The organism is Actinoplanes sp. NPDC051851 (assembly GCF_040681165.1).
Lineage (GTDB): Bacteria > Actinomycetota > Actinomycetes > Mycobacteriales > Micromonosporaceae > Actinoplanes.
Genome location: NZ_JBFAYF010000020.1, coordinates 1 through 24983, shown reverse-complemented (window position 1 = coordinate 24983; position 24983 = coordinate 1). Strand labels below are relative to the sequence as shown.

The window sequence follows — 24983 nt, the reverse complement described above, 5'->3', positions numbered from 1 at the left end:
CGCTCTAGATTACCCGCGCCCCCGGCTGCGGCCCGCGTGCGGTGACCACCGCCCGGCACACCCCGGCCGCCTCCAGCCCCGCGGCCACGCGCTGGGCGTGCCCGGCGTCGGCGGCGAGGAAGACACAGGTCGGCCCGGAACCGGAGACGATCCCGGTGATCGCGCCGGCGTCGTGCCCGGCCTTGAGCACCTCGCCCAGCTGCGGGCGCAGGGTCAGCGCGGCCGGCTGCAGGTCGTTGCCGAGGACCGCGCCGAGGACCTCCGCATCACGCTGGCGCAGGGCGGCCATCAGCTGGTCGGCGCTGCCCAGCGCGGGCGGCGGCCAGGAACCGGCGCGCAGCGAGTCCAGCTCGCGGTAGACCGCCGGGGTGGAGAGCCCGCCGTCGGCGATCGCCACCACCCAGTGCCAGGTGGTCGGCCGGGCCAGGATCGGGCTGACCGTCTCGCCGTGCCCGGTGCCCAGCGCGGTGCCACCGAAGAGCATGAACGGCACGTCCGACCCGAGCTCGGCGCCGACCTCGGCCAGATCCTCGCGGGACATGCCGAGCCCCCAGAGCATGTCGCAGGCGACCAGCGTGGCGGCCGCGTCGGCGCTGCCCCCGGCCAGCCCACCGGCGAGCGGGATCGACTTGCGCAGGTGCAGCCGGGCGTAGGCGGGCACCCGGGCCCGGGCGGCCAGCGCCCGCGCGGCCCGCATGATCAGGTTGGTTTCGTCGAGCGCGAGCTCGCCGGTCCCCTCCCCCTCCATGGTCAACGTGAGGGTGTCTCCGTGTCGCGCGGTGATCTCGTCGAAGATCCCGATCGCGTGGTAGACCGTGTTCAGCTCGTGGTACCCGTCCGCACGCAGCGGCCCCACCCCGAGGTGAAGATTCACCTTCGACGGCACCCGCACCCGCACCGGCCCACTGTGCGGCCGCGGCTCGTCGTCGTCCGGCCCCCACGCCTCGGTCACGGAGTGATGTCCCGGATCGGCAGCTTGATCTCGAACGGCGTGCTCAACACCAGCTCCGTATCCGACTCGGCGACCGGCTCATACCGGCCGTTGACAAGGTCATAGGCGGCGATCCGAACCGGCCCCTGCTCGATCCGCCAGTAGTGCGGGATCCCGGCGGCAGCGTATTCGGTGGGCTTCTCCAGCCGGTCGCGACGCTTCGTGCCGGGGCAGACCACCTCGACGACCAGGGTCACCTGATCGGGCATGGCGTAGTGCCGGCTGCCCGCGATCGTCGCCTCCACGAGGAGGACGTCCGGCTCGAGGGTGTTGCCCATCGACAGGACGACACCGGTCGCCAGGCTCGCCCGCAACTGCTGCGGAGCGTGCTGCCGCAACCAGGTCCAGAGAAGCGCGGCGATGTCTTGGTGATCATAGGTTGGGGAGGGAACCACGATCATGACTCCGTCACGGAGTTCGACGCGGGGGCGCCGGAGGGGAGGTTGAGGACGTCTTCGATGGTGTGCAGGGCGAACTTCTGCATCACCGGATCCGGTGACCACGGGTCGGGGCGGGCAGCGACGAAAACGTCGATCGGTTCCGCGCTCATGAGTCCACCTCCTCGGGCTGTGTGCCGGACGGGCTGAGCTTACCGCCGGGGGGCGACAGTTTCGCTGCCGCCGCGATGGCGGTGAACTCGGTGACGGTGAGGGACTCGCCGCGTGCCTGGGGATTGACGCCGGCCGTGACGAGCACCTTCTCGGCCTGCACCGGGCCGCCGGCCCAACCCGCCAGGGCGGCGCGCAGGGTCTTGCGACGCTGGGCGAAGGCCGCGTCGATCACCCGGAAGACGTCCTCGCGGTCGGCGCCGGCGGGTGGCTCGCGGCGGGTGAAGGCGACCAGGCCGGAGTCCACGTTGGGCACCGGCCAGAAGACCGCGGGCGGCACCTTTCCGGCGGACCTCGCGTCGGCGTACCACGCGAGCTTGACCGAGGGGACGCCGTACACCTTGGAACCCGGGCCGGCGACCAGGCGGTCGGCGACCTCCTTCTGGACCATCACCAGGCCGCCGCGGAGGGTGGGCAGCTCGGCGAGCAGGTGCAGCACCACCGGGACCGCCACGTTGTAGGGCAGGTTCGCCACCAGCATGGTCGGCGCCGGGCCGAAGAGGTCGCCGCGGACCCGGAGCGCGTCGGCCGGGTGCACGGTGAGGTGCGCGGCGGCGACCGTCTCCGGCAGCGCCGCGGCGAGGACCGGGTCGATCTCCACCGCGTGCACGTGCCGGACCGCACCGACCAGGCCCAGCGTCAGCGAGCCGAGACCGGGACCGACCTCCAGCGCGACGTCCTCGGGGCGCAGGCCGGCCGCCGTGACGATCCGCCGGATGGTGTTCGGGTCGTGCAGGAAGTTCTGGCCGAGCTTCTTGGTCGGCGCCACCCCCAGGCGTGCCGCCAGCTCCCGGATCTCCGCCGGGCCGAGAAGTCCATCAGCCATTCCAGAAGCCTATGCGCGACCGCTTCCGATCAGTTCCAGGGGCCGTTTCCCCGGCCTGCCTCACTGCCAGGGCCCGAAGACCCGCTCGCCGGTCGCCGAGATCGCCGCGCTGAGCTCGTCCGGGTCGGCGCCACGGGCTGCGGCCAGGGCGCGCAGGGTGATCGGGATCAGGTAGGACGCGTTCGGCCGTCCCCGGAACGGCGCCGGGGTGAGGTACGGCGCGTCGGTCTCCACCATCATCTGCTCCGGCGGGGTGATCGCCGCCGCCTCGCGCAGGTTCCCGGCGCTCGCGAACGTCACCGTCCCCGCGAAGCTGAGGTAGTACCCCCGCCGGACACACTCGGCGGCGAACTCCGCGTCTCCGGAGAAGCAGTGCAGCACCACGGTCTCCGGCGCGCCCTCCTCGTCGAGCACCCGGAGCACGTCCGCGTGTGCCTCCCGGTCGTGGATGATCAGCGCCTTGGCGTACCGCTTGGCGATCGCGATGTGCGCCCGGAAGCTCTCCTCCTGGGCGGCCCGCCCCTGTTCGCCGGTACGGAACGTGTCCAGCCCGGTCTCGCCGATCCCACGGACCCGGGGCCGGGCGGCGAGCGCCTCGATCTCGCGCAGCGACTCGTCCAGATCGGACACCCGCGGGGCGTCGTTCGGGTGCAGGGCCACCGCGGCGAGCACCGCCGGGTGCCGGTCGGCGAGATCCGCTCCCCAGCGCGACGAGGCGACGTCCACGCCGACCTGGACCAGCCGGTCGACGCCGCTCTTGGCCGCGGCCGTGATCAGCGCCTCGACCGGGTCGCCGGAACCGTCACCCGGGACGCCCGCCTCCTGAACGGTCAGATCGAGGTGGGTGTGGCTGTCGAAGACCGGGACGGCGAGCGGCTCCGGGGCGGCCGGGAACTCACCGGAGCGGCGGGCGGCTTTCGAGCGGCGGGACTCGGAGGGTGACGAAACCATGTGAGACATTCTGCACGTCGCATTTTCGCGTAACCGGCCGTTCATCCTATATCTACCGTAGTCACTTAGGTTGCGCCGCGTGACCGTGACCGGTGAGGGCAGTGAGCTAGGGATCGACCCGCTTGAGCCGCCCCTGACGGCACCGCTGCGACGCGATCTGACCTGGCAGCAGGTGCAATCGATGAGCCAGTCCGCGATGCACCGAGATGACCCGATTCTGCGGTGGATCCGGGACACCGCGGCGGTCCGGCGCGGCACCCGGATGACGAAGATCCTCTCGCCGGCGCAGATCGCCGGTCACCTCGGAGGCTGGCTGCCGTACGGCTTCTGCTACCGCTCCTGTGACCTGACCCACCTGACCGAGCCGGGCCAGCTGAGCATGCTGCGCACCGACGGCGCGGCGGACGACCGGGTCGCGTTCGCGCTGCGCTGGCGGGCCACCGACCCGAGCGACTACGAGATCCCCGGCGACACCGCGCACCCGGGGCTGGCCGCGCTGCCGGCGCACTCCCGGATCGGCGCGATGGTGCTGGGCACCGGCTTCCTGCCGAGCACCGACGACCTGATCCCGGAGTACATCACCACCGGCTTCGCCGACCTGCCGCTGCCGGCGAACGCGCAACTGCTGGCGCACATGCCGGGCGGCGACGAGGTGGTGCTCTACACGTACCAGCCGGAGCAGCACGGGTGGCTGCGGCTGGCCGGCCCCCGGTGGCGCGGGCTGCTCGGCGAGCTGCCCGGCGTCAGCCCGGACCGGGAGTACGTCCCGTGCACCGCGACCGGCACCGCGAAGCTGGTCGGCACCATCGACGGCAAGGAGTACGAGGCGGTCGCCGATCCGCCCGGCGAGTTCCGGGTCCGCGCCCTGACCCGCGCCGCCCGCTACCCGGTGCAGACCCTGAGCCGCCGGGCCGAGCAGGCGCTCTGGCGCGGGGTGCCGTGCTGGGTGCTCCAGCGCGACGAGACCTGGGCCCGGCTCCGGCTGCTGCGCCCGGACATGGACGCGCTCGGCGTCACCGGCGCGCGCTGCTACGAACGGGGCGTCTACGAGGCCTGGGCCCCGGTGGACGAGCTCACCGACCACCACATCGCGGACCTGGCGTACCAGATATGAGTAAGGGCCAGATATGAAAAAAGGGCCAGATATGAGAAAGGGCCGGCTCTCGCCGGCCCCTTCCCCTCGGAGCGTCAGCTCTTGGTGATCTTGGCGTGCACGTACTTCACGCCGCCGACGTTGTCGCTCCAGTCGATCGCGTAGGCGCCGACCCAGAGGTCGCCCTTCTTCGTGCCGGACGGCACCTTGAACTTCCACTTGCCGCCACTGACCGTGGCCGCCCAGTCGTAGCAGATCGTCGAGAAGCTGGAATCGGTGAACTTCTGCCACTTCTTGTTCTTGTTCAGGCAGTAGCTCTTGCCCTTGGAGTACTGCTCCAGGTACACGTAGACGCGCTTGACGCCGGCGCCCTTGTCGGTCACCGTGCCGGTCACGGTCTTCCAGGATTTGAGCCGGTTGGCGCTGGACGGCTTCTTCGCCTTCGCGACCGGCTTCCAGCTGTCCTTCTTCACCGTGATCGCGACAGCGTTGACGTACGAGCTCTCACCGAAGGCGCTGATGTACGCGATCTTCATCTGGCGCTTGCCGGTGACGATCTTGTAGTCGGTGTTCGCGAGGTACTGGTAGTAGGCGTTGAACGACAGCGCCTTGCCCTTCCAGGCGAAGGTGTCGCGGTAGCCGTCACCCCAGTCGATGATGACCTTCTTGGTGCCGGCCGGGACGCCGTTCACCTTGAAGACGTACCGCTCGGCGATCCAGACGCTGGTCTTGCTGGTGGAGACCTTCACCGTCGGCGTGGTGACCTTGACGGTGGCGGTGGTCGCCGCCGGACCCACGTTGCCGCTGGTGTCGGTGAGCGTCTCGGTGACCTTGAAGGTGCCGGTCTTGGTGTACCGGTGCGAGAACGCCGTGTCGCCCGGCTTCAGCGTGGTCGTGGTGCCGTCGCCCCAGCTGATCACCCGGACGATCGACGCGTCCGGGTCCTCGTCCGAGAAGTCGGTCAGCAGCTGACTGAAGGTGATCTGCTGGCCCAGCAGTAGCGCGGTGCCGTTCAGCTTGAACGTCCCGGTCGGCGGCGTGATGTCGCCCGGATCGGTCGACGCCGACTCCGAGGGGGCGGCCGAGGAGTCCGACGGCTCGGCGGAGGCGGAGGTGGACGAGGTGTCCGAGGGCTCCGCCGAGGCGGAGGTGGACGAGGTGTCCGACGGCTCGGCCGAGGCCGACGTGGAGGTGGTGTCCTCCGGCTCGGCGGACTCGGTGGTCGGGTCGGCGGACGGTGAGGTCTCGTCGGCCGTCGGTTCGTCAGCGAGGATCGGCGCGGCGTAGATCGGCTTGCCGCCGGCCAGGGCCGGGGACGCGTACACCGCGCCACCCGCGACCACAGCCCCACTGACGATGGCCGCGAGCAGCGGCCGGGTCAGGTTGGACTTCAAGAAGTTCAGCTCCTTCGAGGGTACGAAAACCACATGAAGGGCAGGGAGGGCCATACGCACGCGTCAAGACGCTCACGTATCGATGAAACGCCCACGTTCCCCCGTGGCGGAGACAATCTAGCGGTCGGGTACGACTTCAATCAATGTGGATTTCCCAACACGCCGGCAAACGCCGGACCACGAAAAAGGGATCATTTGATCATCGATGCCCGCAGCGGGCGAAACGCAGCGAGGCCGGACTGACGCCCGGCCTCGCGCACGATCGCCGACCTGACTCGCGGTCGGCGGTGACTCAGGAATCGCCGCCCAGCCGGGCCAGCTCCTCCTCGACCACCGACGGCTCGAGCTTGCGGAAGACCGGCTTCGGCGCGCTCAGCGGGGTGCCCGCGACCAGCGGCACCGACTGCCAGCGCGCGCCGACCGTGTAGTCACCCATCAGCACCGGGTAGCCCGGGCCGCCGTCCAGGTCCTCGACCTCGCGGATCTCCGGCATCGGCGCGTGCACCCCGACGCCGCCGAGCAGTTCGAAGACCTTCTGCGCGGAGTGCGGCAGGAACGGGGTGAGCAGCGTGTTCGCGTCGCTCACCACCTGCAGCGCGACGTGCAGGACGGTCGCCTGGCGCGGCTTCTCCTCCTCGGACTTGAGCTTCCACGGCGCCTGCTCGGAGAGGTACTTGTTCGCCTCGGCGACCACCCGCATCGCCTCGCCGATCGCGGCCTTCTGCCGGTGCTTGGCGATCAGGTCGCCGACCGTGGCGAATCCCGCCTTCGCGACCGCGAGCAGTGCCTCGTCCTCCGGGGTGAGCTCGCCCGCGGCCGGGATGACGCCGAAGTTCTTCGCCGCCATCGAGATCGACCGGTTGACCAGGTTGCCCCAGCCGGCCACCAGCTCGTCGTTGTTGCGCCGGACGAACTCGGACCAGGTGAAGTCGGTGTCGTTCGACTCGGGGCCGGCGGCCGCGATGAAGTACCGCAGGGCGTCGGCGTCGTACCGCTCCAGGAAGTCGCGGACGTAGATCACCACGCGGCGGGAGGAGGAGAACTTCTTCCCCTCCATCGTCAGGTACTCGCTGGAGACGACCTCGGTGGGCAGGTTCAGCTTGCCGTACTCACCGGCCTGGCCGCCCTTGTCGCCCTCGCCCGAGTAGCCCAGCAGCAGCGCCGGCCAGATCACCGAGTGGAAGACGATGTTGTCCTTGCCCATGAAGTAGTAGCCGGACGCGTCCTTGCCCTGCGCGTCCGCCGACCACCACTGCCGCCAGGCCTCCGGGTCGCCGGTGCGCCGGGCCCACTCGATCGAGGCGGAGAGGTAGCCGATCACCGCGTCGAACCAGACGTAGATGCGCTTGTCGGCGCGGTCCCGCCAGCCGTCCAGCGGGATCGGCACGCCCCACTCCAGGTCCCGGGTGATCGCCCGGGGCTGCAGGTCGTCGAGGAGGTTGCGGGAGAACTTCAGGACGTTGGGACGCCAGTTCTCCCGCTGGTCGAGCCAGCCGCCGATCGCCTCGGCGAAGGCCGGCAGGTCGAGGAAGAAGTGCTCGGTCTCGACGAACTGCGGGGTCTCGCCGTTGATCCGGGAGCGCGGGTTGACCAGCTGCTCCGGGTCGAGCTGGTTGCCGCAGTTGTCGCACTGATCGCCGCGGGCACCGTCGTACCCGCAGATCGGGCAGGTGCCCTCGATGTAGCGGTCCGGCAGCGTCCGGCCGGTGGAGGGCGAGATCGCGCCGAGCGTGGTGCGGGCGACGATGTACCCGTTCCGGTGCAGGCCCTCGAAGAGCTCCTGCACCACGGCGTAGTGGTTGCGCGTGGTGGTCCGGGTGAAGAGGTCGTAGGTCAGCCCGAGGCCGTGCAGGTCCTCCACGATCACCCGGTTGTACCGGTCGGCGAGCTCGCGCGGGGTGACCCCGTCGGCGTCCGCCTGGACCTGGATCGGGGTGCCGTGCTCGTCCGTGCCCGAGACCATGAGCACGTCGTGGCCGGCCATCCGCATGTACCGGCTGAAAACGTCGGAAGGCACCCCGAAGCCGGAAACATGACCGATGTGGCGCGGGCCGTTGGCATAGGGCCAGGCGACCGCGGCGAGAACGTGACTCATGGCGCCTAAGCGTAGTGACCGCCACCGGCCCCCTGCGAACGGATTGCCACCGAGTCCTCTTGCCGACCGATTTGTCCCGACACACCCGATCAGTACGTGATCACCGGCGGCCCTCGGCGTTCAATGACCGGATGACCGGAGATGCGCCGCAGCCAGGGGATACGCCACGCAGCGAGGGCAATCCGTGGACCTTCGCCGATCCCTCGCCGGACTGGTGGCGGGGCGCGCCCGATCGCGTGCCGGATCCGGCGGACCCGGAGACGACCGCGGGCCACGCCGCCGGGGCCGCCGACCTGACCGCCCACCTCACCGGCGCCGGCACCTTCGTCGAGGCGCTGCCGCCCCGGTCCCTGACCGGCGAACCGGACGAGAAGGATGAACCCGACCGGTTCGCCCACGCCGCCGATCTCATGATCATCGAACCCGAGCGGCCCGACGACGCGGCCCCGGCGCCCGTACCGGAGAAGCCCGTACCGGAGAAGGGGAAGAGCGAGAGGAAGCAGCAGCCCCTGCCCCAGGTTCCGGTCTCCCCGGCGACCGAGGCCCGGCTCGAGCGGCTGGAGAACCACCCCTTCTGGGAGGCCGACGAGTCGGCGATCGCCACCGAGGCCCGGCATCGTGACCAGCGGCAACGGCACCTGCACCGCCGTCGTGTCCCCGGTCGTCACCCGGCACGCGGTCTGCTCGCCCTGGTCGCCCTGAGCCTGGTCGCCGCCTTCTTCTCCTGGGTCAGTGCCGAGCCGTTCTGGCTGGCGATCGGCCACGGCGATCACGGGTACGCCACCACCACGCGCTGCCACGGCAGTGGCCTCACCCAGCGTTGCACCGCCCGCTTCACCACCACCGACGGCACGTTCGCCGCACCCCGGGTCACCCTGCTCGGCGTCTCCGGCCACGGCCGTACCCCCGGCGCGGTCTCCACCGCCCGCATGGTCGGTCCCGACAGCACCCAGGCGTACACCGCGCCGTCCGGTCCGCTGATGAACCTCCGCTGGATGCTCGGCTTCCTCGCGGTCCTGACCTGCGCCTTCGGCATCGCGTACACCACCGGCGCCCGGCGCCTGCCGACCCTGCCGGCCCGGCGAGGCGCCTTCATCGCCAGCTTCGCCGGCCCGCTGCTACTCCTTCTCGGCTTCCTGGCCGCGGCTTTCTGACCTTTCCCGTACGCCGTCCGCGCCCCCGCCGCGCTCAACAGGTGCCACCGCCCGGCCTTCGCGACCTCCACGGCTCCCACCCCGCCGATAACGCGCTCCCGGTCCCGCGGACGACGGGCTACCGCTGGTGGACGATGGTGTAGACGTCCCGCTTCTTCAGGGCATACTCGTCGGCCACCGCCTGGATGGCATCCCGCCGCGTCACCCCGGCCGCCTCACGCTCCGCGACCGCCGCGCGCAGCTCATCGTCGGAGGGTCGCGGCGCCGGTCCCGCCGGAGCACCCGCCACGACCAGCGTGATCTCGCCCCGCGGCGGATCCTCCGACGCCTGTCCGGCGAGATCGGCGAGCGACCCGCGCCGGATCTCCTCGTACGTCTTGGTCAGCTCCCGGCAGATCGCCGCGGCCCGGTCCCCGCCGAACGCACCGGCCAGATCGGTGAGCGCGTCCACGATCCGGTGCGGCGCCTCGAAGAAGACCAGCGTCCGCGGCTCCCCCGCGAGCTCCCGCAGCCGCGAGCGCCGGTGCGACCCGGTCCGCGGCAGGAATCCCTCGAAGACGAACCGGTCGCTCGGCAGCCCGGAGAGCGCCAGCGCCGTGGTCACCGCGCTCGGCCCGGGCGCCGCGGTCACCGGGTGCCCCGCCTCGAGCGCCGCCGTGACCAGCCGGTACCCCGGGTCGGAGACGCTCGGCATCCCGCCGTCGGTGACCACCGCGACCACCGCGCCGCCGTCCAGCGCCTCGATCAGCTCCGGCGTACGCCGCTCGTCGTTGCCCTCGAAGTAGGAGACGACCCGGCCGCTGACCGTGATCCCGAGGTCCTTGGCGAGCCGGCCGAGACGCCGGGTGTCCTCGGCCGCGATCACGTCCGCGGTGGCGAGCACCTCCCGCATCCGGGCCGAGGCGTCACCGATGTTTCCCAACGGAGCGCCTACCAGAACAACTCGGCCCGTTACGTTTTCGCGCGAAGACACCGGAAAAGTCCATCACATGTCAGGAACGGGCGGCGGCGGGCATCCGTTCTTAGGCTGGCAGCCTACGATCGCGGGGTGACAACGGCGGCGACTGCTGAGACTGAGCTCCCCACCCCGGACTCCCCGGCCGAGGCGGAGTCTTCCCGCGGCGTGCGTGGCGTGCCCGACATCGTCCGGCGTCGCCTGTCGACGCTCGACGAGCGGTTCAATCCCTACTCCTGGTTGGTCACGGCGATCATCACGGTGGCCGCGGGCATCCTGCGCCTCGCCAACGTGAGCCAGCCCAAGGGCTACATCTTCGACGAGGTGTACTACCCGACCGACGCCTGGGACATGCTGCAGCACGGCGTGGAGTGGGACGAGAAGACCAACGGCCCGGCGTACGTGGTGCATCCGCCGCTGGGCAAGTGGCTGATCGCGATCGGCGAGCACTTCTTCGGCAACAACGAGCTGGGCTGGCGGTTCATCCCGGCGATCGCCGGCACCCTGATGATCGCGATCCTGATCCGGGTGGCGTACCGGATGTTCCGGTCGATCGTCCTGGCCGGGATGGCCGGCCTGCTGATGACCCTGGACGGGTTCCAGATGGTCCTCTCCCGGACCTCGCTGCTCGACATCTTCGTCGGCCTCTTCATCCTGCTGACCTTCGCCACCATGCTGCTCGACCGGGACCACTACCGGCGCCGCTGGGAGCGCGAGCTGGCGAACGGCTTCGACTCCACCGCCACCCACAAGATCCCGCGGATCGTGCCGTGGTGGCTGCTGGTCAGCGGCATCCTCTTCGGCCTGGCCTGCGGCGTGAAGTGGAGCTCGCTCTTCTTCGCCCCGTTCTTCGCCGGCCTGGTGATCGCCTGGCGCTGGCAGGCCCGCCGCTCCGCCGGGGTCCGTGGCCCGTTCGTGGCCGGCATCTTCGGCGACTTCGGCTACCTGGTCCTCAGCTTCGTGCTGAGCATCATCTTCTACCTCGCCACCTGGATCGGCTGGTTCGTCACCGACGACGGCTACTTCCGGCACTACCGCGAGGCGAACGGGCTGAGCGAACCGCCGGTGCTGGGTGCCCTGCTCAACCTGATGCACTACCACTCCGAGGCGTTCAAGTTCCACACCGGACTGACCGAGAAGCACACGTACCAGTCCTGGCCGTGGCAGTGGCTGCTGATCGGGCGGCCGGTCGCGTTCTACTGGAACAGCAACGGCAACTGCGGCGCGTCCAGCTGCGCGGCGGAGATCCTGCTGCTGGGTACGCCGATCCTCTGGTGGTCGTTCCTGCCGGCCCTCTTCGCGCTGGTCTGGTTCGGCATCGCCCGGCGCGACTGGCGGGCCTACGCGATCTTCGTCGGCGCGATGGCGAGCATGCTGCCCTGGTACTACTTCGCGGTCTCCGACGGCCGGACGATGTTCTCCTTCTACCTGATGCCCGGCCTGCCGTTCCTGATCCTCGCGGTGGTCTACGTGCTCGGCGCGATCATGACACCACCGGGCGGCATCGTGGAGGGCTCCGGGCGCTCCGACCGCCAGCTGATCGGCACGGTGGTCGCGGGCACGTATGTGGTGATCGTCGCGCTCTGCTTCGCGTACTTCTACCCGATCTTCGTCGGCACCCTGATGCCGTACGACGACTGGTCGGTCCGCATGTGGCTCGGCAGCCGCTGGATCTAGCCGGACTTCACGCAGAACGGCCCGGGCGGACGCCCGGGCCGTTCTGTCATGAGCTGTGTTCTGTCATGAGCGCTGCGGCTCCAGAAAATAGGGCGCGCCCCGATCGCCTGCCACGGGGGAAGCGGGCGATTGGGGCGCGCAAGATGCAGCTTAACGACGTCGGGAGAACGGCACAACGGGTGTCTTGACCATAATGTCGCGGCGATCCCACCAATCCAGCTATTCGGACAATATGCTCTAATAACTCTTACCGCGCTTATCACCTCATGAACGCGGCTCGCGTACCAGGTCGGGAATGTGACATCAATTAGTTGCCGAACCTGACGTAACGTCTTTAGATCTGCCGCGCCACCGCAGCTCAGCGGAATCTTGACAGCCGCGGGACAGATCGGTCACCGGCGGCCGCGCCGCAGGGATCACCATTTCGTCCCATTTCTCCGTATCAGTCGGCCATCCCCCGAATAGGTGACGAGTGCCAAGATCGCGGTAAATGTTCCTAAGCTCGCCGCGTGACTTCGCAGGAGCCCAACCCCCCGCAGAACGCCGACAACCGCGCGCCGGACACGCAAGTGATCGCGGTCGAGACACCGGCGCCGGTCTTCGTCGACTCCACCGGGCGGCGTGGCCGGCTGCTTCGGCGGCTCGCGCTGGCCTTCGGCATCGTCGTCGTCTCGTACGGCGGCGTGCTCAGCGTCAGCCTCGCCGGCGGGCCGGTGAGCTCCAGCGCCGTGCTCCCGTTGCCCGGCCTGGACGACGACAAGGCCGAGGAGACGGCCGAGGTCAAGCCGAGCCCGAGCCCGACCCCGGCGCCCTCCGGCACGGCCGCGCAGCGGTACATCATCGAGTCGCTGAACAAGCAGGCCGGCGCACGACCGCGGACGACGGCGCCGAGCGGCAGCGCCAAGCCCACCGGGAAGGCGACCAGCAAGCCGGCGGCGACCAAGTCCGCCACCCCGAAGCCCTCGGCGACGAAGAGCGCGTCCCCGTCCGCCAGTACGTCGCACACGCCGGAGTCGACCGGCACGACGAAGCCCAGCCCGTCGGTGAGTTCCTCGGCACCGGACACCAGCGGCACCGCCGGTGGCGAGGTCGTGGAGAGCACGGCCATCGCGGAACCCCTGCCGCCACTGGTCATCATCATCACTCCCACCACCGACGCCCCCACCACCGACGCCCCCACCGCCGACATCCCCACCGACATCCCCGCCGCCGAGCCGACGGAGACCGAACCGACCGAGACCGAGGGTCTGGTGTGAGCGGCCGCAACCGGGGGCGGAGCCGGCGCCGGATCCTGCCGCGCCCCCGGGTGATGCTCGGCTCACTGTTGTTGATCTTCTTCGTGGCCGTGCTGGTGGTGCAGGCGTACATCAACGCCGAGTTCACCGCGGACCACAAGGAGACCGAGGTCGGTGACCAGGCCGGGGTCCCGCTCTCGATCCGCGGCGGCGGCCCGATCATCAACACCACCGGCGGCCAGGAGAGCACCAGCCGCCTGCCCGATCGGACCATCGCGCTCACCTTCGACGACGGCCCCGATCCGGAGTGGACGCCGAAGGTCCTCGAGGTGCTGCGGGAGAACGACGCCCACGGCACCTTCTTCGTGGTCGGCTCCCAGGTCGCCCGGCACCCGGCGCTCGCCAAGGACGTGGTCGCCGACGGCAACGAGCTCGGCCTGCACACCTTCACGCACCCGAACATGCAGCTGCTGGCACCGTGGCGGCGGCAGCTGGAGCTCTCCCAGAACCAGGCGGCGATCGCCGAGGCCACCGGTGTGCACACCAACCTGGCCCGGTTCCCGTACTCGTCGAAGAACGCCGCCATCGACGAGACCAACTGGAAGATCGTCAAGGAGGCGGGCCGGCAGGGCTACCTGATCGTCGTCAACGACACGGACAGCGAGGACTGGCAGCGCCCGGGCGTCGACACGATCATCCGTAACGCGATGCCCGCGGGGGAGAGCTCGGCGGTCATCCTGTTCCACGACGCCGGCGGCGACCGCGCGCAGACCGTCGAGGCGCTGCGGAGGTTCATCCCGCTGATGAAGGCGCGGGGCTACCGGTTCACCACCGTCACCGAGGGCCTCAACCTCGGCATCGAGCAACAGGCCGCCGAAGCGGAGGCCGGCGGCCCGGAGAGTGCCGAGGCGATCCCCACCCTGCCGCTGAACCCCGCGGCGGCGGCCCGCGACGAGTGGCGCGGCGCGGCGCTGATCTGGACCGTGCGGCTCGCCGACGGGATGGTCGTCCTGATCGCCGGGCTCTTCCTCGTGGTCGGGCTGCTGACCATCGCCCGTACCCTATTGATGTTGATCTTGGCGGGCCGGCACACCCGGCAGCGGCGCAGGCCGGACTGGAGCTGGGGACCACCGGTGACCGATCCGGTGTCGGTGATCGTGCCCGCCTACAACGAGAAGGAGGGCATCGAGGCCGCGGTCCGCTCGCTGGCCGGCGGCGACTACCCGGAGATCGAGGTGGTGGTGGTCGACGACGGCTCCACCGACGGCACCGCCGACCTGGTCGAGCAGATGATGCTGCCGAACGTCCGGGTGGTCCGGGTGCCGAACGGCGGCAAGCCGAACGCGCTGAACACCGGCGTGGCGATGGCCCGGCACGACCTGATCGTCACGGTCGACGGCGACACCATCTTCGAGGAGGACTCGATCCGGCGGCTGGTGCAGCCGTTCGCCGACCCCACGGTCGGCGCGGTGGCCGGCAACGTCAAGGTCGGCAACCGGGAGAGCATGGTCGCCACGTGGCAGCACATCGAGTACGTGATCGGCTTCAACCTGGACCGCCGCCTCTACGAGACGCTGAACTGCATGCCGACCGTGCCCGGCGCGATCGGCGCGTTCCGCCGCGAGGCGCTGGCCCAGGTCGGCGGGGTGAGCGACGAGACGCTGGCCGAGGACACCGACGTCACCATGGCGCTCTGCCGGCAGGGCTGGCGGGTCGTCTACGAGGAGCACGCCAAGGCCTGGACCGAGGCGCCCACCACGCTGGAGCAGCTCTACCGCCAGCGGTACCGGTGGAGCTACGGGACGATGCAGGCGATGTGGAAGCACCGCCGGGCGATCTTCGACTCCGGTCCGTCCGGGCGCTTCGGCCGGGTCGGCCTGCCGTTCCTCGCGCTCTTCGGTGTCGCGCTGCCGATGCTCGCCCCGGTCGTCGACATCATGCTCGTCTACGGCCTGGTCTTCTGGGAGCTCCAGGAGACCGTGATCGCCTGGCTCGGCATGCTGGCGCTGCAGCTCTTCACCGCGTTCGTGGCGTTCCGCTTCGACCGTGAATCGATCACGCCGCTCTGGCGGTTGCCGCTGCAGCAGTTCGCGTACCGCCAGCTGATGTACCTGGTCCTGATCCAGTCGGCGACCACCGCGATGACCGGCGGCCGGCTGCGCTGGCACAAGCTGAACCGGGCCGGGCTGGCCCTGCGCTCCGAGGTGGCGGCCCCGCCCCCGCGTTCCACCGCGGTGGCGCCGGCGGTGGACACCTGGCCGCCGGCCCTGCCGGACGTCCAGGTACCCCGCCAGCAGCCACCGGCGGGACGGGCGGTCGCGCCGCCCGTCGCCGCCTCGGCGCCCTCCCGGGACTCGTCGTGGGACGAGGACCGGTCAGGCCACCGCTAGGTCACGGATCAGCTCGGCCGGCGTCATGTCCGCGTACGGGAACACCACGTGCAGGGACGTGCCGTCGCCGGGCCGGTCCGAGAGCGCCACGGTCGCGTGATGGGCGTCCAGGATCCGCTTCGCCACGGCCAGCCCGCGGTCCGGCCCCGGCACGTCCGCCGGGTTCGCGATCGCGCCGTAGTACAGGTGCGGGAAGAGCTCGGGCCGCATCCCGTCCGGCAGGTCCATGTCGTCGAGCCGTACGGCGGGACCGGACTCCATCTCGGTGCCGACCCGGACCCGCCCGCCCTCCGGGGTGTACTTCACCGCGGCGAAGAGCAGGTGGGTGAGGACCTGCTCGAGGCGTACCGGGTCGGCGATGATCGGCAGGGCCGGACCGCCGGCGTGGTTCAGGATCCAGATGTGCTTGCTCGCCGCGATCGGCCGGACCGCCTCGACCGCCCGCTGGGTGACCCGGTTCAGGTCGCACTGCCGCATGTGCAGGCTCTCCCCGCCCAGCCCGGCGTCCGCCATCGTGGTCAGGTGGTCGACCAGCTCCCGGAAACCCCGGCAGTGCGCGGCGGCGGCCCGGCCCACCAGGTCGGCCATCTCCGCGTCGTGGAACCCGGTGTCACCGAGCCTCTCCAGGTACGCCGAGATCAGCCGCAGCGACGACCGGAGCTCGCCGCCGACCAGGCTCGCCAGGTCGTCCTTGCGGCGCTCCAGCTCCTGCAGCCGGGCCGTGGTGTTGGCCAGGGCGTACGCGTACCGCCGGAGCTCCAGCTGGGCCGTCACCTGGCGTGCCAGGGCTCGCAGCGCCTGCTGCTGTTCCTGGTCCAGCCGCCGTGGCTCGGTGTCCATCACGCAGAGGGTGCCGAGCGCGAACCCGTCCGTGGTCATCAGCGGCGCCCCGGCGTAGAACCGGATGCCGTCCGCCGCCGCCACCGACGGGTTGTCGCGGAACCGTACGTCCTCCCGGGCGTCCGGGACGATCAGCAGCTCGCGGCCGAGGATCGCGTGCGCGCAGAACGACTGATCCCGCGAGGTCTCCACCAGATCGGCGCCGGTACGTGCCTTGGCCCACTGCCGGTCGGCGTCGACCAGACTGACCATCGAGACGGGCGCCTCGCACACGCCGGCGGCGAGAGCGACGATGTCGTCGAAGTCCTTCTCCGGCGGGCTGTCGAGGATGTCGAGCGAGTAGAGCGCCGCGAGACGCTCGATCTCGTTGTCGGGCAGGGGTGCTTTCATGACGTCACCTCCGAGACTCGATCTCAGAGATATCACCCAAAAGTAGCTATCCTCGCGTTTCACCCAGAACTCACTCGTGGAACGACCCGGGCGCGCTAACCCATGCTTCAGCCCACGGTCGTATGCTTCCCGCCCATGAACACCGACGAGTTCGCGTGCGGCACCTGCGGCTCGACACACAGCGGCCCACCGCTGAGCTTCGCCGCGCCGGCCCCGGACTTCTGGCTGCCCTCCTACGCCGACGAGGCGGGCTGCCTGCTCGACTCGGACCTCTGCGTGATCTCCGGCGAGCAGTTCTTCATCCGCGGCCTGATCGAGCTGCCGGTCTGGGACATGAACGACGTCTTCACGTACAGCATGTGGGTGTCCCTCAGCCGCCCGAACTTCACCCGCGCCGTCGACATCTGGGAGCAGCCGGGCCGCGAGTCCGAGCCCCCGTACTTCGGCTGGCTCTCCAACGAGATCGCCGGGTACCTCCCGTCGACCCTGAACCTCAAGACCAACGTCCACACCCGCGCGGTGGGCCGGCTGCCGTACATCGAACTGGAGCCGACCAGCCACCCCCTCTCCCTGGAACAGCAGGCCGGCATCTCCCGCGCCCGCGTCGAGGAGATCGCCAGCTTCCACCTCCACCGCCTCGAGGGCGTCTGACCGTGCACTTGGCGCCGATCACCCCGGAAAACCTCGACCAGACCCTTTCCCTTTCGGTACGCCCGGACCAGTCCGACCTGGTCTCCCCGGTCATCAAGTCCCTCGCCGAGGCCTACGTGTACCCCGCCAACGCCTGGCCCCGCCTCATCCTCGACGGCGACACCCCGGTCGGTTTCGTGATGGCCTTCCTCGACATGCCCTGGTCATCCCCACCTTCCCCACGTTCCGGCATCTGGCGCCTGAACATCGACGCCACCCACCAGTCCCGGGGTTACGGCCGTTTCGCCATCGAGGCCGTCTGCACCGAGCTGGCCACCGCGGCACTGCCCGCCGATTTCCTTAAGCGCAGGAGGCCGCAAGAGGAAGTCCCCGCAGGACCACGACACCGCAGGACCACGACACCGCAGGACCACGACACCGCGGGGCGTCCGGGGGCTCGGCCCCCGGAGCAGAATGACCAAAGGCCGCGGTCTGCGCTTTCCGCAGACACACGGCCCTGACTTTGGTGGAGCTGTGGGGATTTGAACCCCAGACCCCCTCGATGCGAACGAGGTGCGCTACCAGACTGCGCCACAGCCCCTCCGGTTCCCTGGTGATCGCTCACCGCGGAACCTCCGAAAGGCTAACAGGTCCACCCGCCGCCCCGCGAACCACCCCTCCCCCTCACGCAAGGGAAGCACGGGAAGAGGCCGTGACAGCGGATCGGGGACGGTGCGCCCGCTCCTGGCGCACCGCAAAAGGAAGGTCAGGCGGTGTGGTGGCGGTTGCCGGCCTCGTAGGCGCGACCGCGCAGGCCGCCCTTGCGGCGGTAGGAGACCGAGCCGCCGTTGGCGGCGACCGGGAGGTCGGAGGGCTCGCGGTCGAGGCCCATGGCGGCGCGGCGGACGGCCTCGCGCTGGGCGGCCAGGCGGCGCTGGGCCTCGCGGCGGGCGGCGGCGCGGCGGGCCTGTTCGCGGCGGACCTCGGCCTGGCGGGCGGCGAGCCAGGCGGCCTCGCGGGCCTGGACGCGACGGCGGCGGCGGTCGACGATGGCCCGGTTGCGCAGGTGGACCAGGTAGAGGCCGAGGAGCGCGCCGGTGACCGCGAAGCTGATCCAGAAGCCGGGGCCGACGGCCAGCACGCCGACCAACTCGATCACGTTGAGCAGGACCAGGGCGGCGAAGACCCGGCGGCGGCGGACCACGGCGGGGGTGCCGCGGCGCCGTGGCAGCCGGCGGGCGGGACGGCCGGTGACCAGGCGCAGACGACGCCGGGGGGATGATTCACCCGATGGGGTGGGCAGCGTAACCGTAACCTGCCGTCCGGGGTTGATCGGTCGGCGTCCGGGCACGGTGCGGCGACGGCGGTGGCGCTGCAGCACCCGCGCCGTCGACGACGCCCGCTCCGCGGCGAGGCGCTCGGTGGCGTCGTACCGGCGAACCAGCGCCGGGGCGAGGGCGAGCAGCCCGGCCGCGGCGAGGACGGCGAGGAGCACCGAGGTCGGCACCCTCACCCCTCCTAATCAGCCACGACAGATGACACGACGAATGCGAGGTTACGGGCGGTAGCGGAGATATTTCGCGCGCCGCGCCGACAGGGCCTCGTACGGCCAAGATCATTCAGTGGGTGCGGACCCGTTTCCAGCGGGTCAGCAGGCCGCCCTCGGCGAGGATCTCCTCGCTGGTCATGGCGTAGCCCAGGTGGTCGCGCCAGGCTCCGTCGATGTGCATGTAGCGCTGGTGGTACGCCTCCTCGCGGAACCCCAGCTTCTCCACCACACGACGGCTCGGCCCGTTCTCCGGCCGGATGTTGACCTCGATCCGGTGCAGGCCGCCGGGGCCGAACGCGTGGTCGACGGCGAGCGCCAGTGCGGTCGGGATCACCCCGCGGCCGGCCACCCGGTAGTCCACCCAGTAGCCCGCGTACGCCGAGGCGAAGGCCCGCCGCACGATGTTGCCCAGGTTGACGTGCCCGACCAGGCGCTCCCGCCCGTTCTCGAACAGGCAGACCGCGAACGGCATGCTGTCGCCGCGGCGGGCGGCACGCTTCATGTCGCGGTAGACGAACCCGTACGCCCGGGTCGAGTTCATCTCCGCCCACGGGCCGGGCGGCGCCGACTCCCAGGGCGAGAGCCAGGCCTGGTTGGCGATCCGCACCTCGGACCACTCCCGGGCGTCACCGCGCTTGTACGGCCGCAACAGCACCGGCCCGTCCCGCAGCACGGCTGGCCATCCCGGTGTGGCCCCGAGCATTCATCGCCTCCGGTCGAGCAGCAACACGTCCACGGTCGAGCCGGCCGCCGCGGTGGTCACCCGCTCCCCCAGGACGAGGAGTCCGTTGGCGTCGGCAAGGCCGGAGAGAGTGTACGGCCCACCGGCGAGCGGCTGCACAGTGTAACCACCACCACGTCGTTCTGCGACGTGCGCCGGGCGGAACTCGCGGAGGCCGCCCGGCGAGGAGACCGTCTCCAGCAGGTGCGCCTTGACGCTCGGGCGGAAGACCGGCTCGGCTCCGGCGAGCAGCTGGATCACCGGGCGGGCCAGCACCTCGAACCCGATCAGCGCGGCGCCGGGCTCGCCGGGCAGGCAGACCACCGGGACCTCCTCGCCGCCGGCCGTACCGAAGCCGAGGGCGGTGCCGGGGCAGAGCGCGACGTCGGTGAAGGTCACCGTGCCCCGGCCGGAGCCCGGACGTGAGAGGACCCGGCGCAGCATGTCGCCGGGTCCGGTGCCGGTGCCTCCGGTGGTGATGATCAGGTCGGCGCGCAGCGTCTGGTCCTCCAGCAGGCCGCGCAGCCCCTCCGGGTCGTCGTCGCATATGCCGATCCGGTACGCCGTCGCCCCCGCCTCCACCGCCGCGGCGGTCAGCGCGTGCGAGTTGGCGTCGACCACCTGCCCGGGCTGGCTGGGGCGGCCCACGTCGACCAGTTCGTCGCCGGTGGCCACGACCACCACCCGGGGGCTCGGCCGGACCAGCACGTGCCCGATGCCGGCCGCCGCGAACGTCGCCACCATCGGCGGGGTCACGTACGACCCGGCGCGGGCCAGCACCTGCCCGACGGCCAGTTCCTCGCCGGCCCGGCGTACGCCCGAGCCCCGCTTCGGCGCATGCATGATCTCGACGGCGGCCATGCCCTGGTCGGTCCAGTGCACCGGGACGACCACGTCGGCGCCGAGCGGCAGCGGCGCACCGGCCGCCACCGAGAAGCAGGTGCCGGCGGTCAGCCGGACCGGGCGCCAGCTCGCCGCACCCAGGTCGCCGACCACGTTCAGCCGTACGGTGCGGGTGTTCCCCTCGGCCCGGCCGAACGCCGGATGCGTACCGAGACGCCCGGCGCCGGCCAGATCCTCCCAGCGGGCCGCGTACCCGTCGATCGCGGCCTGATCGAACGCCGGGAACGGGTGCGGGGCGAACACCTCGGCCGCGAGCACGTTCCCGTGCGCCTGGGTGAGGTCGAGGTCGAGCGGAGGCAGCGCCCGCAACCTGCGCAGCACACTGCCCAGGTACTCGGCGAGAGGCATCAGCTCGTTGGCGGCCGCCTCGGCATCGGCCGTGGCGGTCATCCCTGCCGACCGCCGACGAACTCGGTCAGCCAGGCCAGGAACTCCTCGCCCAGGTCGGGACGTTTGACGGCCAGCTGGACGACCGCCTGCAGATAGCCGAGGGGCATGCCGGTGTCGTACCGGTGACCGCGGTAGATGATGCCGTGCACCGGGACGCCCGCGGACAGCAGCGCGGCCATCGCGTCGGTCAGCTGGATCTCGCCGCCGGCGCCCGGCTTGGTGTCGGCGATGGCGTCGAAGATCGTGCCCGGTAGGACGTAGCGCCCGAGGACGGCGAGGTTGCTCGGCGCCTCGGCCGGCGACGGCTTCTCCACCAGGCCGGTGACCTTCACGATGTCGGACTCGGCGGTCTTCTCCACCGAGGCTATGCCGTACCGCGAGGTCTCCTCGGTGGGGACCTCCAGCAGCGCCAGCACGATGCCGCCGGTGGAGGCCTGCAGATCGAGCATCGACGGCAGGAGGGGCTGCTCGACGTCGACGAACTCGTCGCCCAGGAGCACGGCGAACGGGTTGTCACCCACGTGCGACGCGGCGCACCCGACGGCGTGCCCCAGGCCCAGCGGCTCGCCCTGGCGGCAGGTGTAGATGTCAGCCAGTTCACTCGTGCGGCGGACGGCCTCGAGACGCTTGAGGTCGCCCTTCTCCTCCAGGCGCTGCTCCACGTCCGGGCGCCGGTCGAAGTGGTCCACCATCGAGGTCTTGCCGCGACCGGTCACCAGCAGCACGTCGGTGATCCCGGCGGCGGCCGCCTCCTCGACGATGTACTGCAGCACCGGCCGGTCGACCACCGGCAGCAACTCCTTGGGCACGGCCTTGGTGGCCGGCAGGAAACGCGTGGCCAGACCGGCCGCCGGGATCACTGCTTTCACCGCACGCTTGCCGGTCCCCTGAGCGTTGGTTGTCATCAGTCACCGCACCCCTGTCTGGTTCGTGCCCGGCTGAATGCTCGCAAGCATGCCGCGAGACTATCGGCCGCGGCCAGGTCCCGGCTGCCGCGGCCCGCCGGATCCGGCCCCCGCCGGATCGAATTGCCCGTCCGTTCCACCCGCCGAAACCCGTTCCGCCAGACGGTAGGTGTCCCGTCCGGCATGCTTCGCCGCGTAGAGCGCCTCGTCCGCGGCGTCCAGCACGTCCTGGGCGGTGCCGCCGTTCTCCGGGAAGACCGCGACACCGATCGAGACGCTGATCGGGATCCGGTCGGACAGTCCCGGCCGGGGCGACTCGACCACCACCGGCCATTCCCGTACGGCGGCGCCGAGCCGCTCGGCCACGATCGCCCCGCCGTACGCGTCCGTCTCCGGCAGCAGCACCACGAACTCCTCGCCGCCCTGCCGGAACGCCACGTCCACCTCGCGCAGGCCGACCCGGATACGCCGCGCGAACTCGCCCAGCACCAGGTCACCGGCGGGATGGCCGTACGTGTCGTTGACGTCCTTGAAGTGATCGATGTCGAGCACCAGCACGGTGAGCATCCGGCCGAACCGGCTGGCCCGCTCCACCTCGCGGCGCATCACCTCGCGGAGGTACCGGTAGTTCCAGAGCCCGGTCAGCGGATCGGTCAGCGACAGTCGCTGGGCCTCCTCGTGCACCCGGACGTTGTGCACGGCCACCCCGGCCTGGCTCGCGAACGTGCGTACCGTCCGCAGGTCCGTGTCGTCGAACTCGGGCCCGCCGAGCCGGTCGTAGAGCGCCAGCACGCCGAGGATGCCGGGTGGCTCCTCGTCGTTCTCGGCGGGTGGGGCGCAGACCGGCAGAGCGAGATACGACTCACACGCCGGATCCGCGTCCGGGCCGCCCCGCGCGGGTACCCCGGTGGCCGCGACCGCGCCGAGCACCCCCTGGCCGACCGGCACCCGCCGCTGGATCAGCTCGGCGACCGGCATGTCCCACTCCCCGGTCAGCCCGCTGGCGCAGCGCGCGGTGAGCGTCCCGTCGGCCGGATCGGCGAGCAGCACCAGGCCGGCCCGGGCGCCGGTCGCGGTCATCGCGGTCCGCAGGATCACCGGCAGGATCCGGTCCAGGTCATGCGTACTGGAGAGGGTGTCGCCGAGGATGGCCAGGTGCCGGCGGAGCTGGTCCCGGCTGGCGGTCAGCGCCTGCACGTAGGACTGCAGCTCCCTGGTCATCCGGTTGAACGTCCCGGCCAGCCGGCCCAGCTCGTCGGGGCGCGGGATCGGCACCCGGGTGTCCAGGTCCCCGTTCGCCACCCGGTCCGCGGCCCAGGCCAGGTCGCCGAGCGGGCGCGTGGTGGAGCGGGCCAGCCAGCGCGCGGCGAGCACCGCGACCACCGCGGTGACCAGGACGATCAGCGGGAGGACCGCGTACCGGACGGTGGGTTCCCCGGAGGGGGCGGTGAGGGTGAGCGGCAGGGGCTGGCCGGGCTCGGCGTCCAGCCGGCGGACCGGCAGGCCCTCCTCGGCCGGTGTGACGGCGCCCAGGGTGATCGTGACGCCGCCGGCCCGGCCGAGGCGCCGCAGCAGCGCGGGGTCGACCTGCTGGGCGGCGAGAACGGTGACGTCGGAGGCGCGCGCGGTGGCGGCGAGCGCGGTCACCCGGGTCCCGGCCGGCGCGGCGCAGTCCTGCCAGCCGGCGTCCGCGGCGGGCGCCCGGATCGCCTCCGGCTGCTTCGCGGCCGGCGCTCCGGCGGGCGGGGCCAGTCGAATCTCGTCGGCCAGGTCGCGGGTGACCAGTTGGTGGGCGACCGCCTCGCGCTCCTCGCCCGGCACCACGGCCACCGCGTCCGCCGCGGCCTGCAGTTGACGGCAGAGGGCGCCGACGGCGGCCCGGACGGTGCTGGCGGCGTGGTCGAGGCGCTCCTCCGCACGGTCCCGGCTGACCACGGCGACGGTCAGGGCGACGAAGACGGACCCGAGCAGGACCGGACCGAGCACGACCACCAGGAAGGCACTGGTCAGCCGGCCACGTAGTGTCACACATCCTCCCGGGAGTGGCCCTCTTTGGAGCGATGCTGACATAGTGTGCACCGTTTGCCGGTTTTCAAAAGGGGGTGTTGCATGTCGGATTTAGCCGATCCTGCGGAAAAATCACCGCAAAACAAGATCACGCTGCGCATTCACATTCTCACTGAGCGTCGCTCACTCTCGGCGTCCACCCGGGCGACCGCGGCAGATCAAACCCTTTCCCACGTACGCGCGATCGCGGCACCCACCGTGGCCGCCTACGCGCCGCTGGGGTCCGAGCCCGGTGGCGCCGAGCTGCCGGACCGGCTCGCCGCCCTCGGCGCCCGCGTACTGCTCCCGATCCTGCTCCCGGAGAACGACCTCGACTGGGGCGTCTACACCGGCGAGCTGACCGTCGGGGCCCGCGGCCTCCGGGAGCCGACCGGCCCCCGCCTCGGCGTCGACGGCCTCCGGGAGGCGGGCCTGATCCTGGTGCCCGCCCTCGCCGTCGACCGCGCCGGCATCCGCCTGGGCCGCGGCGGCGGCTCCTACGACCGCGCCCTCGCCCGCGTCCCCGTGCCGCCCGGCCCCACACCGCACCACCCCCTCGTGGTGGCGCTCCTGCATGACGGGGAGGCCGTCGAGACGGTCCCGGCCGAGCCGCACGATCGCCCGGTCGGCGGTGTGATCACGCCCACTGGCGGATTCAGCCCACGCCCGCTGGGAGGCGCGGCACGATCCCTCAGGCCCGGCCCGGAGTGGACGAACTGACCTCCGATGCCGCAACATTGGCACTCGGAGTTGGCGAGTGCCAGCAGCCGAAGGATCCGGAGGGACCGTGCCCACCTACCAGTACGCCTGCACCGAGTGCGGTGAACAGCTCGAAGCCGTGCAGTCCTTCTCCGACCCGGCCCTCACCGAGTGCCCGAACTGCCAGGGCAAACTCCGCAAGGTGTTCAACTCGGTCGGCATCGTCTTCAAGGGCTCCGGGTTCTACCGCAACGACTCCCGCTCCGGCGCGGTGAGCGCCGAGAAGTCGGCGAGCGACGCGTCCACGGCCAAGAAGAGCGAGAGCACGACCGGTTCGTCGTCCTCCTCGTCCAGCGACAGCTCCTCGTCGACCTCGAGCTCGTCCTCGACGACGTCCTCCTCGACCTCGTCGTCGACCGCGAAGGCCGCCTCGACGTCCTGAGCCGCCACCAGCACCGACCCCGCGCGCCGGGCCCCATGCGGCCCCGCCCGCCCCGCCTACCCCCCCACCCGCACCCCCCCCCCCCCAGAACCCGCCCCC

General features: G+C 71.2%; 23 protein-coding genes, 1 tRNA gene and 1 pseudogene. 9 read left to right on the top strand and 16 right to left on the bottom strand.

Annotated elements, in window-relative coordinates:
• Window positions 1–4: 4 nt before the first annotated feature.
• The 5 genes from AB0M08_RS20370 to AB0M08_RS20350 are packed head-to-tail and all read right to left on the bottom strand — an operon-like array spanning window position 5 to window position 3385.
• A complete protein-coding gene (locus tag AB0M08_RS20370) occupies window positions 5–952 on the bottom strand; it encodes a 4-(cytidine 5'-diphospho)-2-C-methyl-D-erythritol kinase (RefSeq protein WP_364495251.1) in 948 nt (315 codons plus the stop codon).
• Window positions 949–1386, bottom strand: a complete 438-nt coding sequence (locus AB0M08_RS20365) for a Uma2 family endonuclease (protein WP_364495248.1) — start codon at window positions 1384–1386, stop codon at window positions 949–951. Before AB0M08_RS20365 ends, AB0M08_RS20370 begins: the two co-directional genes overlap by 4 nt.
• A 2-nt stretch (window positions 1387–1388) precedes the next feature.
• Window positions 1389–1541: a hypothetical protein gene (locus tag AB0M08_RS20360; RefSeq protein WP_364495245.1), complete on the bottom strand. Its 153-nt coding sequence runs from the start codon at window positions 1539–1541 to the stop codon at window positions 1389–1391.
• Window positions 1538–2425: a 16S rRNA (adenine(1518)-N(6)/adenine(1519)-N(6))-dimethyltransferase RsmA gene (gene rsmA / locus AB0M08_RS20355; protein WP_364495242.1), complete on the bottom strand. Its 888-nt coding sequence runs from the start codon at window positions 2423–2425 to the stop codon at window positions 1538–1540. Before rsmA ends, AB0M08_RS20360 begins: the two co-directional genes overlap by 4 nt.
• 60 nt (window positions 2426–2485) lie before the next feature.
• The gene (locus tag AB0M08_RS20350) at window positions 2486–3385 is read right to left on the bottom strand and encodes a TatD family hydrolase (protein ID WP_364495239.1); all 900 of its coding nucleotides are present in this window, start codon (window positions 3383–3385) and stop codon (window positions 2486–2488) included.
• A gap of 172 nt (window positions 3386–3557) precedes the next feature.
• On the opposite strand from AB0M08_RS20350, the gene AB0M08_RS20345 reads away from it, so the two are divergent.
• Window positions 3558–4490: a hypothetical protein gene (locus AB0M08_RS20345; RefSeq protein ID WP_364495236.1), complete on the top strand. Its 933-nt coding sequence runs from the start codon at window positions 3558–3560 to the stop codon at window positions 4488–4490.
• A gap of 74 nt (window positions 4491–4564) precedes the next feature.
• Here the strand turns inward: AB0M08_RS20345 and AB0M08_RS20340 are convergent, their stop codons facing one another.
• The gene (locus AB0M08_RS20340) at window positions 4565–5863 is read right to left on the bottom strand and encodes a PKD domain-containing protein (protein WP_364495233.1); all 1299 of its coding nucleotides are present in this window, start codon (window positions 5861–5863) and stop codon (window positions 4565–4567) included.
• Window positions 5864–6155: 292 nt separating this feature from the next.
• The gene (gene metG, locus AB0M08_RS20335; protein WP_364495230.1) at window positions 6156–7958 is read right to left on the bottom strand and encodes a methionine--tRNA ligase; all 1803 of its coding nucleotides are present in this window, start codon (window positions 7956–7958) and stop codon (window positions 6156–6158) included.
• Between the two features lie 131 nt (window positions 7959–8089).
• Between metG and AB0M08_RS20330 the strand changes: the two genes are divergently transcribed.
• Window positions 8090–9112 carry a hypothetical protein gene (locus AB0M08_RS20330; protein WP_364495228.1) on the top strand — a complete coding sequence of 341 codons (1023 nt, stop codon included), beginning with the start codon at window positions 8090–8092 and terminating at the stop codon, window positions 9110–9112.
• 118 nt (window positions 9113–9230) lie between these two features.
• Here AB0M08_RS20330 and rsmI read toward each other — a convergent pair whose 3' ends face one another.
• Entirely contained in the window at window positions 9231–10085 is an 855-nt protein-coding gene (gene rsmI / locus AB0M08_RS20325; protein ID WP_364495225.1) for a 16S rRNA (cytidine(1402)-2'-O)-methyltransferase, read from the bottom strand.
• Window positions 10086–10160: 75 nt separating this feature from the next.
• On the opposite strand from rsmI, the gene AB0M08_RS20320 reads away from it, so the two are divergent.
• The 3 genes from AB0M08_RS20320 to AB0M08_RS20310 all read left to right on the top strand — a co-directional run bounded on the left by AB0M08_RS20320 (window position 10161) and on the right by AB0M08_RS20310 (window position 15369).
• Window positions 10161–11744, top strand: a complete 1584-nt coding sequence (locus tag AB0M08_RS20320; RefSeq protein ID WP_364495223.1) for a phospholipid carrier-dependent glycosyltransferase — start codon at window positions 10161–10163, stop codon at window positions 11742–11744.
• 509 nt (window positions 11745–12253) lie between these two features.
• Entirely contained in the window at window positions 12254–13000 is a 747-nt protein-coding gene (locus tag AB0M08_RS20315) for a hypothetical protein (protein WP_364495221.1), read from the top strand.
• A 53-nt stretch (window positions 13001–13053) separates the two neighbouring features.
• Window positions 13054–15369: a bifunctional polysaccharide deacetylase/glycosyltransferase family 2 protein gene (locus tag AB0M08_RS20310; protein WP_364495540.1), complete on the top strand. Its 2316-nt coding sequence runs from the start codon at window positions 13054–13056 to the stop codon at window positions 15367–15369.
• Here AB0M08_RS20310 and AB0M08_RS20305 read toward each other — a convergent pair.
• Window positions 15355–16599: a GAF domain-containing sensor histidine kinase gene (locus AB0M08_RS20305; protein ID WP_364495218.1), complete on the bottom strand. Its 1245-nt coding sequence runs from the start codon at window positions 16597–16599 to the stop codon at window positions 15355–15357. The two genes, AB0M08_RS20310 and AB0M08_RS20305, sit on opposite strands and share 15 nt — an antisense overlap.
• 135 nt (window positions 16600–16734) lie before the next feature.
• Between AB0M08_RS20305 and AB0M08_RS20300 the strand changes: the two genes are divergently transcribed.
• Both AB0M08_RS20300 and AB0M08_RS20295 read left to right on the top strand, forming a co-directional pair.
• Complete coding sequence (locus AB0M08_RS20300) at window positions 16735–17250, top strand: DUF2199 domain-containing protein (protein ID WP_364495216.1); 516 nt, start codon at window positions 16735–16737, stop codon at window positions 17248–17250.
• A gap of 2 nt (window positions 17251–17252) precedes the next feature.
• The gene (locus tag AB0M08_RS20295; protein ID WP_364495213.1) at window positions 17253–17750 is read left to right on the top strand and encodes a GNAT family N-acetyltransferase; all 498 of its coding nucleotides are present in this window, start codon (window positions 17253–17255) and stop codon (window positions 17748–17750) included.
• Window positions 17751–17753: 3 nt separating this feature from the next.
• Here the strand turns inward: AB0M08_RS20295 and AB0M08_RS20290 are convergent.
• The 6 genes from AB0M08_RS20290 to AB0M08_RS20265 form a co-directional block, all read right to left on the bottom strand.
• Window positions 17754–17830 (bottom strand) — tRNA-Ala (locus AB0M08_RS20290).
• 165 nt (window positions 17831–17995) lie between these two features.
• Window positions 17996–18742, bottom strand: coding sequence for a hypothetical protein (locus tag AB0M08_RS20285; RefSeq protein WP_364495210.1), 747 nt, complete (start codon window positions 18740–18742; stop codon window positions 17996–17998).
• A 106-nt stretch (window positions 18743–18848) separates the two neighbouring features.
• Window positions 18849–19481, bottom strand: coding sequence for a GNAT family protein (locus AB0M08_RS20280; protein ID WP_364495207.1), 633 nt, complete (start codon window positions 19479–19481; stop codon window positions 18849–18851).
• Window positions 19482–20792: a gephyrin-like molybdotransferase Glp gene (glp, locus tag AB0M08_RS20275; protein WP_364495204.1), complete on the bottom strand. Its 1311-nt coding sequence runs from the start codon at window positions 20790–20792 to the stop codon at window positions 19482–19484.
• On the bottom strand, window positions 20789–21697 hold the full coding sequence (locus AB0M08_RS20270; RefSeq protein ID WP_364495201.1) for a UTP--glucose-1-phosphate uridylyltransferase: 909 nt from the start codon (window positions 21695–21697) through the stop codon (window positions 20789–20791). The genes glp and AB0M08_RS20270 overlap by 4 nt, the downstream gene beginning before the upstream one ends.
• 60 nt (window positions 21698–21757) lie before the next feature.
• Entirely contained in the window at window positions 21758–23725 is a 1968-nt protein-coding gene (locus tag AB0M08_RS20265; protein ID WP_364495198.1) for a diguanylate cyclase, read from the bottom strand.
• Window positions 23726–23806: 81 nt separating this feature from the next.
• Here AB0M08_RS20265 and AB0M08_RS20260 point away from each other — a divergent pair, with 81 nt between their 5' ends.
• Both AB0M08_RS20260 and AB0M08_RS20255 read left to right on the top strand, forming a co-directional pair.
• The gene (locus AB0M08_RS20260) at window positions 23807–24463 is read left to right on the top strand and encodes a 5-formyltetrahydrofolate cyclo-ligase (protein WP_364495196.1); all 657 of its coding nucleotides are present in this window, start codon (window positions 23807–23809) and stop codon (window positions 24461–24463) included.
• Window positions 24464–24500: 37 nt separating this feature from the next.
• Window positions 24501–24671: pseudogene (locus AB0M08_RS20255) on the top strand (FmdB family zinc ribbon protein); the annotation flags it as partial.
• A gap of 14 nt (window positions 24672–24685) precedes the next feature.
• Here the strand turns inward: AB0M08_RS20255 and AB0M08_RS20250 are convergent.
• Window positions 24686–24892, bottom strand: coding sequence for a hypothetical protein (locus AB0M08_RS20250; protein WP_364495559.1), 207 nt, complete (start codon window positions 24890–24892; stop codon window positions 24686–24688).
• Between the last annotated feature and the right edge of the window lie 91 nt (window positions 24893–24983).